Below are 13,714 nucleotides of genomic sequence, written 5' to 3'. Positions count from 1 at the left end.
AAAAAAGACGCAAACGATCTGTATCCGATGGTCAACAGGTATCACAAGCCTTACCTTTTCGTTTATAATCACAGAGCCGTCCACTATGATCGAACTCAAAACGACAGCACTCTGCCAGCATGTTTTTCAAAAGGGTACGCCCCCGTTGTATTCGGGATTTGGCTCCGGAAAGGGAAATGCCCTGCAATTTGGCAACTTCCTTCTGCGTCAATCCTCTTAATTCGGAGAGAATGACCGCCTCCCGATAGTTCTCGGGCAGCAATTGTATCATGGGTTGCAGGCATTCCGACAACTCTTGTGTGACCTTTTCGCTGGGATCGGTTTCGGGTTGCGGGAGCCACTCAGGAATATCTACGGTGGGCTTCTGCGACCTGAAATAGTCGATGATAGCGTTTCTTGCAATTTGGTAGAGCCAGCTTTGCAGCTTTGTCTCATCCTTCAGGGAATCCAATCCGGCATGCATTTTCAGAAATACGTTCTGAAGAGTGTCATCGGTCGCCGCGTCATCTATAATTCTGCTCTTAATAAACGCACGCAGCCTTGAATGATATTCTTGCCAGACTTTTTCTGATGTGTTCATTAATGGGTCTCATGCGCCCTAATGCGGCGACTACAATACATGTAAGTTAGAACATTATAGGGTCTATACGCATTAAGACTTCATGTAGTAGTTCTTCTGGACATTTGCTAATGTAGGCCGCATTTCTAGCTCCGTAATCAAGCGAACGCAACTGATCTGCCATGATCATCCCTGTAACTTTTTTACCTTTGGGTATGGCTACATAAAATGGATTTTTACGTTTTGTGTTGCTGATGGGACAAACAAAAACGAACCCCATTTTTTCATTAAAAGCGCTATGACTTACGACTAAAGCTGGTCTGCTTCCCTTTTGTTCATGTCCAGCTTGTGGATCAAAATTAAGGCGAATAAAATCTCCGCGTTTTGGGGTATAGTCTACCAAACTTCCTCTCCTTCAGGTTTACCCCATGAAACTTCTACACCGGGTTCTTGCACTTGGGCGAGCAACGCTTCTAATGTGTATTTCTTTTGGTGAGACAAAGGCTTTAAAATCAATTTTCCATCCTCTAATGAGCAACTGACCCGATCTTTTACACCCAGATGGAGTGATTCTAATACATGCTTTGGAAGTCGAATACCAAGCGAATTCCCCCATTTCCCAATTTGTAACTCCATATTATCTTGCATATTTATGCCTCCTTACACGTATAATATACATTGTATATCCGTAATGGGAGAATGTCAATTTGAAAATTGGTTTACTGTAATAACGTTAGAGGCCGAATCTCCCTTGTTAATAATTAAGTATTGTGTCCCCAGAATTCCCCAGAATTTCAGCAAAGTAATTTATTAATTAGAAACAACGCCCCCAAGTATTGTTTAGCTGGCTTGTCAAAATCATTGTTTTGCCTTCTTTTGAGAAGTCGGCTTACTCTTAAGAGTATCAACTTCTTGTTGCAGTTTCTTGTTTTCGACCTTCAATCGTTCAATTTCAGTTCTCATTACAGTAATCTCTGCCTTCAACTGCTCGTTTTCCTTTTGTAATAATTGGCCTTCTAGCTTCAAAGCCTTGGCATTAGATTCCACTTGTGCCAATAACCCTGATGCCTTTTCGAGTTCAATAGAGGCTTTCGTCCAAATGAAAGACAACATTTCCCCGATGTCTATATAGCTCTGCTTTGTGTACCCAGTCACATTTACAGGGGAATCTGGGTACATTCTAATTACTGCTTCGAATAACTCTCGATTTTTATCAGCGTAAATACGGCTTTCGACTCTCCTGCTGGAAAATTTGATTCCCCAGACTGAAATTGCATTATCATAGTGCCGTACAGCTTTTGAAAGATATGCAGACAATGCAGTGTCTAGCTTTCCCTCCGGGCTTTCAAGAAAAACAATAACGGGAAACTTCGCCTCAGCAACTGCGGGTGAGTATTCCTTATAAGTTATGCCAGTTTGAACTTTTACCTGAAGCTTTTTCAGAGCAAGAATTGCCTCTTTCGCGGATTGGCCGAATGCATATGTCGGAAAGATCATTGCAATAAGAACGGTCGTCATGACTATGTTACGAGTAGCTTGCATCTGTTACCTCCTATTGTCGTTTTTGTGCCAGTTTCAGTAATTGAAGGTTTTGGGGAAAAGGTTATGGAGGTTATGGGGCCACAATACTCAATTCAACCATGTTTCTTTTTCGGCCCCGGCTTTTACGGTCGAAGCATCTACCCCCTTGCTATTAAAAATTGTGCTATTCTTGCTATTCCAAAAATTGTAAACTAATTTACAAATGGACGTTCCTACGTATTATTTTTTATTTATATTTTCCGATCAGGGTCCTTTTTTCTCTTGACAAGGGGAGGTCTTATAAGTGTTAGACTTGAAGAGCTGCAAATAACGCAGGTAAGTATTTTAACAATTCTCCTGCAATGATTCCTGCTGTTGTGCTTTCGAGAACACGCTGAATTGAACTTAGACTCTCCTTTATTATACTTGGCTTCGGGCGGATAGAATTTATTTGTGCTTCTATTGTTGATATATCGGCCTGAATCTCCGAACGATCATCTTGTGCAATTTGGATATTTGGTAACTTCTCTTTTAGTAACTCAATGAATTCCTGAAGACTTTTTTGTGTTTCATGAGAAAAACTTACAGATTGAGTGCTTTGATAAGAACCTTGTTGAATTTGTGAACCTTCCATATGGTGAACATTAATAATGTTAATTACAGGTGGAAAATAATTGGTAGATTGTTCCGGCTCAGTTAAAGCTTCTTCTACCTCCATAACCCCTCTATGTGTAATTGAGATGGCACCGCCCTGTGCTACCCATTTAATAAGACCCTCCCCCTCTAGATATTGTGAAATTGTTTCACATTCACTTTCTGAAAAATTACGCACCTCACAAATATCTTTCCATTCATCGAAAACTTTGTGACGATCTCCACCACTAATCTCATATAACCGATTCATAAATAGAAATCTTTTCTTCTTTAGTTTTTCAAGTGTATTCATAGCTGTTGAAATCCTATATTGGTCTTCAATAGATTTTTATAAATCTAACCAATGATCGACAAGCAGATTAGCCTTGATATAAAGGAAACCTTTGGGGACGTTGTTTCTATTCATGATATTTATAGCCATAACGTTGTTCAACCCTCTCGATTGCCTTTGTAATACCCGCGATGTATTCACGCCCACCTGCCCGTAGCTTGTCGCAGCATGATACGGTTCTATATAAAAACCGACTGCCTGCCAAGTAATTTATTAATTAGAAACAACGTCCCTAAGTATGACCGCTCATCCTTTCAAAATTTCCAGTTCTTCTTTTAGTCGTTCAATTTCAGCCTCTATTTCATTTACTCTTTTTTCTTTTGCTATTTCTTCAGGCGATGGTGAAGGTTTTATTGGGAATTGTGAACATATTCTGGCCAAAATTGGGATTGCCTCGTTCTGTGGTAAATCAAAGAATTCTTTACTAGAACTATGGCGATATTTCGCTAAGTTGTGATGAATTATCATTTCCACCTGTTTACAATCCGAGACCTCTGCTTCAAAAACAACACGGAACGGAGTTGGGACACCAGTGTTAGATGAAAGTTCTTTTAGTCTTTCTTCAAGGGTACGTGTCGTCATGCCAATTTTGAGAAAGTTTTGTGGTAAAGATGGATTGGTCAACGCATAAATCCAACCTTGCAATGAATTCTTTTCTTCGGTTTCTTTTCTTTCCCAAATCTTTCCCCCTTCAACTGATAAATAAAACCTGTCATTTTCAGTCATAGGTAAAAGAAACGCAAGCGCACCTTTCAATGGAACTTTCGGAATTAATTCTCCACAGCGATAGCCAGAACTCCCATTAAGAAGATTTAATCCTGATGACATGGCATAGTTGGAGTGAGATTCATTCGTCAAATGGTCATCAGTTATAGGCTTATATTCTGAACCGTCCTTATCAATTAATATTACAGAGTCGTAAATTGGAAATGAGGATATTGTTTTTTTCCACAAATTTACGACCTCAACCCGTAATATCCATAAGATGCCATTTTCTAAATTCAGACTGATTTTGTCTGAGCCATCTACTTCTGTTAAGTTAATTCTCTCAAACGACAATACTTTTATTTGATAATTAATTATTTCATTATCCTTAAATGTTACGGGCCAACATTCTGTTTGACAGTTATACCAAGATAAAGAATTAATCGCTTTTTTGAGAGGTACTTTCATATTTTCGTCCTTTTAATTGCAGACAATAATAATCTAAGTCCAAATGGGGTCAAGTCTTGAATTATCAGATTGCGCGACCTACAAGCGTTCATTTTTCACAACTGTCTTCACTGTAATGCAATGAATATTTGAATAAAACTCATAATTCAAGACCTGACCCCAGATCTTCCAGATCCTTGCTTTCCTATTGATGTATCGAATTTTTGCATAATACTTGAAATAATTTGAATCTATAGCAAGTATAATCGTCTAGTCCTTCCTGTTCCATTCATAACGTTGCACTGAATAACCGCTCTGTACCGAAAATATATTGAATCTATCTATGCTGAGATTAGTCTTCGAAGGGTTTCTAAATTTCTTTTTTAGTATTTGTAAGCTGAAACGCTCTCACCCCTTGACATAATAATCTATGTCAGTCGCGGTATACTCCGGGCTATCAAGACTTATTTGAATAACATGATCCTCAAAAAACCGGAGTGCTACCGTGTCGATCCTATAACATTCTTCAGTTTCACCTTGATCTTTGCAGCCAACAAGAGTTTCTGAGTTCAAAAATACGTACTCGTCAGAGACATCGGAACCGTATCGGAAACTCCATCCGTTGCCGGAACTAACAACTTCTTTAACTTCATCCCGTTTCATTCCCAAATGAATGCCCTTAAATCCAAGAGTTATAAATTTTTTGCCTGTGTTAATTGAGCTTTGTTGTTGCGTAATTTCAACCGCAACTCCCTTATTTTGCTCTTTTGCAATAGCGGAACTGAACAGGACGAACAAAAAAATAATGGCGATGAAGCAGCTCAGATTATAGAGTTTTATCATCTTCTCCTCGGTATGTTTATTTTCATTTCTGTACGTGTTGCAGTGTTTCGGGCATCATTAGTTGAACTATTTTCCAGTAACCCTCAGGCGTCTTCACCATTTTAAACTTCACTTTGGGATCATCCTTACGGGAAACAATCGCCATTTTGCCTTCAGTTTTTATCTCAAAATCTGAGATGCTCCCCTTTTTGATGTCTTTGACAGCAGTTTTATCATCAGATGGTGTAGTTATCGCAGTTTTCAATTGTCCTTTCATTGCTTCTTTCATCCGTGGCAACATCAACACCATAAGTCCTCTTGCAAAATTTTGTCCCATTGCTTCCCATCCATTTTTAGGCTTCTTGGCTTCCTCTTCTTTCATAAAATCTGTCATTAAATTATCGACAATGCTATCCACATCAAAATACTTAATTGCAGTATCGGCATCATGGTTTTCTACAGCATTTCTAAACTGGTAGAGAGAGTACTGTGGTGTCCCTTTTACGTAAAGAAATCCAACAATAGCGACAACGATGAGAAAACCACCTATAATGCTAATTTTTTTCATTCCATCCCTCCTAAGGGCTAGGCTGAGGAGTACGAGTGAAGTCTCGCACCCTTTTCCAACCTGTGGTTATAAGATTTTGGATTCAAATATTACATGCAGGCTGCCTTCTGCACTTTCTGGCATGTTCCCTGCGTTGATCCAATATTTAGCCTCGAAAGATTTAATTCCAACGGATTCAGAAAAGTCTAAATATACGGCATCAAGTTTTATAGAAAACCCATGTTTTAGTCGACTTATGTGGTATTCAACCTTATAGCTTTCAGTTCGCTTTATCTTGGGACCAGAGACGTTTCTCGGGACATTTCTAGAAAGTGATGAAAGGATGGATTGATCATATGAAGGTAAGCTAAAATTTTTAATAATATCGAAACGGCTTTGAATTAATTCAAGAGTTGATTTCGGCGGAATTGGTTCCTTCGGTGGTTTTGGTATTGCTGGCAAATCATCCTCCTTCCGAATCAAGAAGCCGTCAGGAAAGTAAATTAGAATATCAATATCTTCAGCAGGTGCATTACCTTCATTAACAACATTAAATTCTATTGCGAATATCTTAGACTTGGAAAGCTTCCAATCACTAAGATCGTTTAGGTAGGATTCGTACTGTTTCAAATATTCGTTCAGGTCTCTTTTGAAACGCTCCATCTCTTGCTGAGTTGGAGAATGCATGCTAGAAACATGAAGCAATACATTTGGGGTATATTCCCTTTTCTTTCTCTCTTTTTCTACTTCAGCAGTTATCCGAGATATTCGTTTCTCAACTGTTTCATACCCCTCGGTGTCGAATTCAAATTTCTTAAAGGATTCTCCATTGTCAAAATAGAGATGCAATTCCGGCAAAGTTGCGCTCAGTATTGTAAGCTTCTCTCTAAGCTTCCGGTTCTCTTCAACCAAAGGGTCAGGTTCAATTGGGAGACGAAGATCGTCTGGCAGTTCAAATGTTTCAATATCAAGAGAGTTGGCTTTAATCCTCATACCGGTGTCGTCTGTTACTAAAACGATACTATTTCTGTCCCATTTTTGCGCATAAGAAAGAATTGTGGCGATAAGAATGTCATCGGACCAATCAGGATTTAGACCATAGGAAGGGTAATCTAGTGACGGCATTTCGTCATAAAAAGTTATTTCAACGCCTTCCCTTATTGGCATATCTGGTGACTTCAAAAAAGCTTCAATCTTTTTCAAAGTTCTTCTCGCTCGATCCTTAATTTTAGGAGATGGATGTACTGATTTGTGCTTATCTAGCTCTCTAATGGTAATACGGGTGAGAGTTAACCGAACTGGCATGCTGTTGAGTAAGCTAGGCCAATCAATTTGCTCAACAGGTTTAAAATGCAAAAAAATCATCGCATCAAGGAAAACATATTTAAATTTTGAATCCATTACATTCCCTTGATTACTTGAACCTTATAACTAGTCTGTAAAAAAGTCCTTATACGTAAATTTAGTTTCCCGATCAGTTTAGACTTTTTCTATAGGCTCAACACTTATCATCAGCCGCGCGGGCCAAAGAACGAGAAGAAGAGAAAACAGGTTTCCCCGGCGTAGGCTTGATAATTTTGTTAGCATTTCTATGAAACGATTCTACGCCTTAGAATTGGCCATAGATGTTTGCCGGTAATCTTGCCCACATGCGTATTGACAGTGCCACCTGTTTTTGAAGCCAGCTTTTTGATAAACTCAAAGTAATCTTGGACCTGGGCCTTTGTTACAGCTTTTGCTGCCTTTCCTCTGTGTGCAATCTCTCCCCGCAAGGTTACATACTTATCGAGTTTCTCGCGGGCTCTGTTCGCGGTCATTTTCTTTGCCCATCGCCATGACGACGAGACATGAGGTATACCTAAAGCGTTATAGAACAACTCATCTATATTTTCGGTCTTTGGTGTGTTCAATTTCTTGTTTCGTTGATCTCGTAAGCGTTGGAGGTTAGAACGGAGGATTTGTTTCCAGCCGTCCCCGCAAAGAGACCAAACAGCCAATTCATTCGCATCTTTCCTGAGCTCTTTGGCGACAACCTGCTTTATTTCCTTTGGCAAAGAAGCGGAGGACGTGGAGTGTGTCACAATGTGCTCAAGGCCTTCAGCGGCCAAGTCCTCGCAGTATGCCTCCCAGAAGGAAGTTATGAGAACGATGGCGCTCTTATTCAAAACCTCGAGTCTATATCGCCGACCCGGAGAGGTTCCACTTTGTTCTTCGTGGACATCTAAGAGCCGCTGGATATCACTCGCGTTCTTATTAAAGGCTTTGTATGCTTTGCTTGGCATATTTTCCTTCTGTTATGCTAACAATTTATTAAGCGAGAAAATGTCCGCATCTTCTAATATAAACTGGTATTGTAAAATAAATTCTGTATTGACGTTTTCTGCGATATCAATATACTTATGTTTCATCTCCCAAAGAGTTGGTCGATGAAAAGGATTCAAGGCATCAAGGGTTCAAGGGTTCTGGGAGAAGAACCAAATCTTTTAACAGGTTGAGGAAATTATGGGGAATAAAGGAGAGTATGTCAAGGGTAATTTGCTTAATAAGCTGGATAAAACTAAGAAAACTGATGGAATAAAGAATTGGCCAAGGTCAGAGAGACCTCGGGAGCTATTATTGGAGAAAGGCACTGAATATGTATCCGATGCCGGATTGGTAGCTATATTACTCCGTACAGGCATAAAGGGAAAGGATGCGGTCTCGCTGGGAAGAGAACTTCTTGAACAGTTTGGTGGCCTTGGGGGGTTACTGCATGCCAATAGAAAGGCACTGGAAGAAATTAAAGGTTTAGGGACCGCCAAGATTGCGCAGTTGCTTGCAGCTACTGAGATTGCAAAGCGGCAATTGAAAGAAGAGATCATTGGTAAGGCTGTTATTAACGGACCTGAGGATGTGCTTGAATACCTTTCTTTATCGATGTCAAATCTAAAAGAAGAGGTTTTCAAGGTTATTTATCTGAATAGCGCCAATATGGTCCTGGCTGCCGAGGATTTGTTCAAGGGCACTGTCGATCAATCCGCTGTCTATCCCAGGGAGATAATCAAAAAAGCCTTTGAATTGAATGCCTCCGGGCTCATCTTCGTTCACAATCATCCTTCAGGGAGTTTAAAGCCTAGCAAGCACGATTTGTCATTGAATGAAAGACTGGTTAAAGCCTGCCATGCTGTTGACCTGACACCGCTCGATCACCTGATAATAGGTTCTGCCGGATACATCTCATTTAAGGAAAAAGGGCTATTTATGAAATAAGAGAAAGAGAGAAATCTCTCGATAGGTTATGCAAGGTCTCAGAAACAGGTAAGTATAATAGTCTATTTTCCAATACAGAATTCTGAAAAAATCCTGTCCAGAATATCCTCAGACGTGGTCTCACCAACGATTTCGCCCAAACATTTTAGTGAAAGCTGTATATCTAATGCCGTAAATTCCGGGGACATTTCTTTAATTAGGCTTTCTCCGGCATGTGCCAGATTTTCCAGAGCCTTTTCCAGAGCTATTTTATGCCTTATGTTAGTGATGAATACCGATGGGGGGGTGTCTAATTTATGCTGGATAATAGCAGAAAATACCGCCTCTTTTAATTCTTCTATTCCTTGAGAATATAAAGCAGAGATGGGCGTCACGGAATAATTCTTTAACTCATTCTTAGCTCTGCTAATGAAGCTCTCCGGTACTAAATCAATCTTATTCAATGCAATTATGACTTTCTTACCCATCAGTTCTGCAACCATGCCAAAGTTACCTTGGTCCATTTCCTGGCTAATGTCTATTACCAGGATTACCAGGTCAGCGGATGTCAACTTTTCTTTGGCTAATCTGATTCCTTCTTCTTCAATAATATCTTTAGCATCTCCTATCCCTGCTGTATCTATAATCTTCAAGGGGAATCCTTCAACACTGATTGCCTCTTCGATAATATCCCTGGTTGTTCCAGGTATGGAGGTGACAATAGCCCGCTTTTCTTTGAGCAAGGCATTAAGCAAACTTGATTTTCCTACATTAGGTTTTCCAATAATAATGGCTGAGATACCTTCTCTATAAAACCTTCCTTCTTCATAGCTATCTATTAATCTCCTGATATTGTCCATCAATACTTTGATCTTGTTCAGCACTTCATGAGGAGGGATTATGTTGATGTCTTCTTCCGGGAAATCGATAGAGGCTTCAATATAAGTCAACACATTTATCAAGTCTTCTTTTAGCTTAATTATCTCCTTTGATAAAACACCTTTTAGTTGTTGGGTGGCTACCCTAAGGCTGGCATTTGTTTGGGAATTGACTATGTCAACTACTCCTTCAGCCTGTGATAAGTCAATTCTCCCGTTGATAAAGGCTCTTTTTGTGAATTCTCCTGGCTCTGCCAGTCTGCCCCCTTCTTTTAACACGATTTCAAGGATTTTTTGTAAAACAAGAAAGCCACTATGACAGTTTATCTCAACCACATCCTCTCTGGTATAGGATGTCGGTTTTTGCATAAATGACAGCAAGGCTTCATCTATTACCGAGTCGTCTTGAGTGTCTATTACCTCGCCATAGTGTAAATGGTAGGGTTTTAATTCGGAAGATTGTGCCTTTCTCCTGAAAATTTTTTTTGCAATCTCAAAAGATTTAGGCCCGCTAATCTTAATGATTCCAATCCCACCTGTACCAAATGGGGTGGCTATGGCTGCTATTGTATCTTCATCAATCATTATCTATTTAAAGTTATAGACCTTTTTTGTTGGAGATAACCACCTTTCTCAGGTGCCCATCACCCTTGCTCTTTGTTATAAGTTTGGCATCGCCCTGGAGGGTCAGGTGGATGACCCTGCGGTCATGAGCATTTAATGGGGTTATATAAACAGGCTTTCCAAGCCTTTTGACCTTTTCACCCAATTTTAGGGCTAAGTTTTTTAAGGATTCTGCCCTTCTTTCCCTATAACCTTCAGTATCGATGATAATCCACTTTCTGTCTCCTGAGGAGCGGTTGACTATCTTGTCAACAATGTGCTGTAAAGCATCTAACGTCTGGCCTCTCCTGCCAATGAGCAGACCACTGCCATCTCCGTTGATATTGAGAAGTATTTTATCACCAAGTTCTTCGGCATTAACAGTGGCATCTACCTTTAATCTGGCGAGGATGTCCTCAAGTGTCTTCTTTGCGTTCTCAAGTTTGTTTATACATTCAACCTTTTTTAAACTGGCCTTAATCTTTGCCTTTTTTATTCCCACAAGGCCAAATAAACCACTGGTACCACCCGAAATAATTTCTATATTCAATCTCTCTTCAGGGAGATTAAATTCCTGACAAGCCTTTTCAATCGCCTCTTCAACTGTTTTACCATCTGTTTCAATAAAAACCATGATGTACCTCCTTGGATTATGCCGTATACTTGTTAATATAGAACTGCTGGCCAATAGATAACACATTATTTACCAGCCAGTAAATGACGAGCCCAGATGGAAAATTAAGGAACATAATGGTGAATATAATAGGCATCAGTAACATTATTTTTGCCTGAGTTGGGTCTCCAACTGTAGGCGTCATCTTTTGCTGTATAAACATTGATGCCCCCATTATAATAGGGGTAATGTAATAAGGATCCTTTGCAGATAGATCATTAATCCAGAAGATAAAAGGGGCATGTCTCAGCTCAATAGATCCCAATAAGGCTTTGTACAAAGCAAAAAAGACAGGAATCTGTAAAATCATAGGGAGACATCCACCCAATGGGTTGACCTTATGGGATCGATATAGTGCCATTATCTCTTTGTTTAATTTTTCTTTATCGTCTTTGTACTTCTTCTTTAATTTAAGCATCAAGGGTTGAACCTTCTGCATATCTTTCATAGACTTATAACTGGTATGAGTCAGAGGGAAAAAGAGGATTTTTATAACTATGGTCAAAACAATAATTGCCAGTCCAAAGTTATGGGTGCCTTTATTTATATATTTTAAGAAGATCAACAGAGGTTTTGCAATAATGTCGAACCATCCAAAGTCAAGGGATTTTTGTAAATCAGCCCCAACGGATTTCAGTATGTCAAGGTCTTTAGGACCTAGATACAGGTAGTAGCTGTACGACATTTTCCCTCCATGCTGGAGTTCTATTGGTTCAATAATATCAACGGATACAACGTCTTCAGAGGGCTTAGACATCCTCAGTTTTGTTTTCCGGGGTTCTTTAGGAATTATTGAAGAAATAAAGTACTTATCTTCGTAACCAGCCCATTTAATTGTTCCAGAGTATGCCTTATCTTCATCCAATTTTTTTATCTTTACTTCTTCTAAGTTTCCATCTACCAGGGCTACCGGGCCTGAAAAACTATAACTATCTACTTTTTTTGAGGGGTCAAGTTTGGTCTTCCAGCTGAGAACAGAATCTTCTTTAGTGTCTTTATCAGAGAGATTCGTAATGTTTACGTCTAAGCCAACTAGATACTTACCTGCAGAAAAGGTAAACGTTTTAATAAGTTCTATACCTTCTGCAGAAGTCCAGGAGAAAGAAACGGAACCCTGTTTCCCTCTTTCTTTCAATGATAGAGAGTCCTTATTCACTTCGAATAAAGCCTCTCTGATGTCATACAAATCGGTTTTAGAGAACTCTAAGCCTAGCGGATAATCCTCCGATTTCCCGCCTGCCACCAGGTCTATACTTTGAGCGTCTTTTCCAATCTTATCTTTATATTTTTCCAGTTTCCAGCTCTTCAGTTTAGCACCACGAGTGGTAAAGATAGCTGTGTATAAGTCCGTTGTTACTGTTATCTCTTTTTCCTCTTTTTGTGTACTTTTCTGAACTTTAACAAGGGGCGTTTTACTCCCTGTTTCAGGGAGAATCCTTTCTTCCCTTGCCATACCTTCTAATCCTTCTTTTTTCGGTTCCGTAACCTTTGTTTGTTGAACTTCCTTGTTTGCCGGCATTTTTTTGTCTTTGTCTACAAGGTACTGGTATAAAAAAAGGACCAATAAAGATAAAACTACAGCTATGAGGGCTCTCTTTTCCATTAACAAACTCCATACAGGATTCTATTTGCCATCGCTTTTAGCCACAGGGTCGTAACCTCCAGGATGAAAGGGATGGCATTTCAACGTCCTCAGAATAGACAATCCTAAACCCTTAAACAACCCATGGATCTCTAATGCCTGAATTGCATAAGAAGAGCAGGTTGGACTAAATCGACAAGAGGGAAATTTTAGGGGAGATAAGAATTTCTGATAACACCTGATGACTGCTATTATAGATTTTTTTATCATTACAGAGGTTTTAAAAAGTATTTAGGGTAAAACCCATAACCTCAGTGAATCGTAATCCTTAATTAGTACCCCAACTACTTGACGTTATTCCAGAAATCCTTTCAATTCCTCATATAGTGTAAGGTAATTCAGGGAAGTTGCCCCTTTCTTCGCAATAAATACTATATCGTGACAACATGGGATTTGGGTTTTATTGAGTCTAAAAAATTCCCTGACTAAGCGTTTGACCCTGTTTCTTTTAACCGCATTCCCTACCTTTTTGCTAACTGTAATACCCAGACGGTTTTTGCCCGCATTATTAGGGTTAAATATTACGATAAAATTGCCAGTTTGAATTTTTTCTCCCTTTGTCAGCACTTCCTTAAAATGATGCCCCTTTAAAATCCTTTCATCTTTCCGTAAGGAAAATCCTGACATTTTAACAATGAGCACTCTTTATTTAAAGAAGATAGCTTATCTGGCAAGCCTCTGGTTAAACGGATAGTCTTTGTCTTCCCTTTGCCCTTCTGCGTTTTATTACTGCCCTTCCTGCTTTGGTTCTCATCCTACACAAAAACCCATGGGTTTTTTTTCTCTTTAGATTACTGGGTTGAAATGTCCTCTTCATTTGAATCGATTCCTTCTCTATGTTTCCCTGATTGTATATAACTAGTTCACATTGAAAAATTCCCTTTTCGGCAATCTAAAAAATAAATTCCTCGAAAGCCGAGAAATTAAAGATGATACTAAATCATAATTCTGTTATTTGTCAAGTTTTTTGTCTGTTGATGTCAGAAACAAATAAACTGTCCTGTATTGTAGCACATAATCTGTCCGGTTTACAATGGTCACCAGTGGAGGTGACGTATGGGACGGACAGAGATATTACAGGAGGTTCGGAAGATGCGATTTGAA

General features: G+C 39.3%; 17 protein-coding genes. 1 reads left to right on the top strand and 16 read right to left on the bottom strand.

Going from position 1 to position 13,714, the window contains the following annotated elements; all coding sequences use genetic code 11:
* Positions 1-31: 31 nt before the first annotated feature.
* The 10 genes from sigZ to AB1401_06035 all read right to left on the bottom strand — a co-directional run bounded on the left by sigZ (position 32) and on the right by AB1401_06035 (position 7,868).
* Complete coding sequence (sigZ, locus tag AB1401_06080) at positions 32-580, bottom strand: RNA polymerase sigma factor SigZ (protein ID MEW6615018.1); 549 nt, start codon at positions 578-580, stop codon at positions 32-34.
* A 46-nt stretch (positions 581-626) separates the two neighbouring features.
* Positions 627-962 (bottom strand): type II toxin-antitoxin system PemK/MazF family toxin, encoded by a 336-nt coding sequence (locus tag AB1401_06075; GenBank protein MEW6615017.1) that lies wholly within the window; start codon positions 960-962, stop codon positions 627-629.
* The gene (locus AB1401_06070; protein MEW6615016.1) at positions 956-1,207 is read right to left on the bottom strand and encodes an AbrB/MazE/SpoVT family DNA-binding domain-containing protein; all 252 of its coding nucleotides are present in this window, start codon (positions 1,205-1,207) and stop codon (positions 956-958) included. The genes AB1401_06075 and AB1401_06070 overlap by 7 nt, the downstream gene beginning before the upstream one ends.
* A gap of 210 nt (positions 1,208-1,417) precedes the next feature.
* Positions 1,418-2,101 (bottom strand): hypothetical protein, encoded by a 684-nt coding sequence (locus tag AB1401_06065; GenBank protein MEW6615015.1) that lies wholly within the window; start codon positions 2,099-2,101, stop codon positions 1,418-1,420.
* A 286-nt stretch (positions 2,102-2,387) separates the two neighbouring features.
* On the bottom strand, positions 2,388-3,026 hold the full coding sequence (locus tag AB1401_06060; protein ID MEW6615014.1) for a hypothetical protein: 639 nt from the start codon (positions 3,024-3,026) through the stop codon (positions 2,388-2,390).
* Between the two features lie 285 nt (positions 3,027-3,311).
* Positions 3,312-4,238, bottom strand: coding sequence for a GIY-YIG nuclease family protein (locus AB1401_06055; GenBank protein MEW6615013.1), 927 nt, complete (start codon positions 4,236-4,238; stop codon positions 3,312-3,314).
* A 387-nt stretch (positions 4,239-4,625) separates the two neighbouring features.
* Complete coding sequence (locus AB1401_06050; GenBank protein MEW6615012.1) at positions 4,626-5,060, bottom strand: hypothetical protein; 435 nt, start codon at positions 5,058-5,060, stop codon at positions 4,626-4,628.
* Positions 5,061-5,082: 22 nt separating this feature from the next.
* Positions 5,083-5,607: a DUF2939 domain-containing protein gene (locus AB1401_06045; protein MEW6615011.1), complete on the bottom strand. Its 525-nt coding sequence runs from the start codon at positions 5,605-5,607 to the stop codon at positions 5,083-5,085.
* Between the two features lie 66 nt (positions 5,608-5,673).
* Positions 5,674-6,987 (bottom strand): PIN domain-containing protein, encoded by a 1,314-nt coding sequence (locus AB1401_06040; protein ID MEW6615010.1) that lies wholly within the window; start codon positions 6,985-6,987, stop codon positions 5,674-5,676.
* Between the two features lie 188 nt (positions 6,988-7,175).
* Positions 7,176-7,868: a HEPN domain-containing protein gene (locus tag AB1401_06035; GenBank protein ID MEW6615009.1), complete on the bottom strand. Its 693-nt coding sequence runs from the start codon at positions 7,866-7,868 to the stop codon at positions 7,176-7,178.
* Positions 7,869-8,088: 220 nt separating this feature from the next.
* Between AB1401_06035 and radC the strand changes: the two genes are divergently transcribed.
* A complete protein-coding gene (gene radC / locus AB1401_06030; GenBank protein MEW6615008.1) occupies positions 8,089-8,835 on the top strand; it encodes a DNA repair protein RadC in 747 nt (248 codons plus the stop codon).
* Positions 8,836-8,897: 62 nt separating this feature from the next.
* Here the strand turns inward: radC and mnmE are convergent, their stop codons facing one another.
* From mnmE to rpmH, 6 genes are all read right to left on the bottom strand, one after another.
* Positions 8,898-10,277: a tRNA uridine-5-carboxymethylaminomethyl(34) synthesis GTPase MnmE gene (gene mnmE / locus AB1401_06025; GenBank protein ID MEW6615007.1), complete on the bottom strand. Its 1,380-nt coding sequence runs from the start codon at positions 10,275-10,277 to the stop codon at positions 8,898-8,900.
* A gap of 13 nt (positions 10,278-10,290) precedes the next feature.
* Complete coding sequence (gene jag, locus AB1401_06020; protein MEW6615006.1) at positions 10,291-10,929, bottom strand: RNA-binding cell elongation regulator Jag/EloR; 639 nt, start codon at positions 10,927-10,929, stop codon at positions 10,291-10,293.
* Positions 10,930-10,945: 16 nt separating this feature from the next.
* Positions 10,946-12,571, bottom strand: coding sequence for a membrane protein insertase YidC (gene yidC, locus AB1401_06015; GenBank protein MEW6615005.1), 1,626 nt, complete (start codon positions 12,569-12,571; stop codon positions 10,946-10,948).
* A 21-nt stretch (positions 12,572-12,592) separates the two neighbouring features.
* Complete coding sequence (gene yidD / locus AB1401_06010) at positions 12,593-12,820, bottom strand: membrane protein insertion efficiency factor YidD (GenBank protein MEW6615004.1); 228 nt, start codon at positions 12,818-12,820, stop codon at positions 12,593-12,595.
* Between the two features lie 84 nt (positions 12,821-12,904).
* Complete coding sequence (gene rnpA / locus AB1401_06005; GenBank protein ID MEW6615003.1) at positions 12,905-13,237, bottom strand: ribonuclease P protein component; 333 nt, start codon at positions 13,235-13,237, stop codon at positions 12,905-12,907.
* 55 nt (positions 13,238-13,292) lie between these two features.
* Positions 13,293-13,427: a 50S ribosomal protein L34 gene (gene rpmH / locus AB1401_06000; GenBank protein MEW6615002.1), complete on the bottom strand. Its 135-nt coding sequence runs from the start codon at positions 13,425-13,427 to the stop codon at positions 13,293-13,295.
* Positions 13,428-13,714 lie beyond the last annotated feature (287 nt).

It is taken from the genome of Thermodesulfobacteriota bacterium (assembly GCA_040757775.1).
Taxonomy (GTDB): Bacteria; Desulfobacterota; UBA8473; order UBA8473; family UBA8473; genus UBA8473.
Note: the sequence above shows the minus strand (reverse complement) of the source record. Positions and strands in the feature narration are given on the sequence as shown.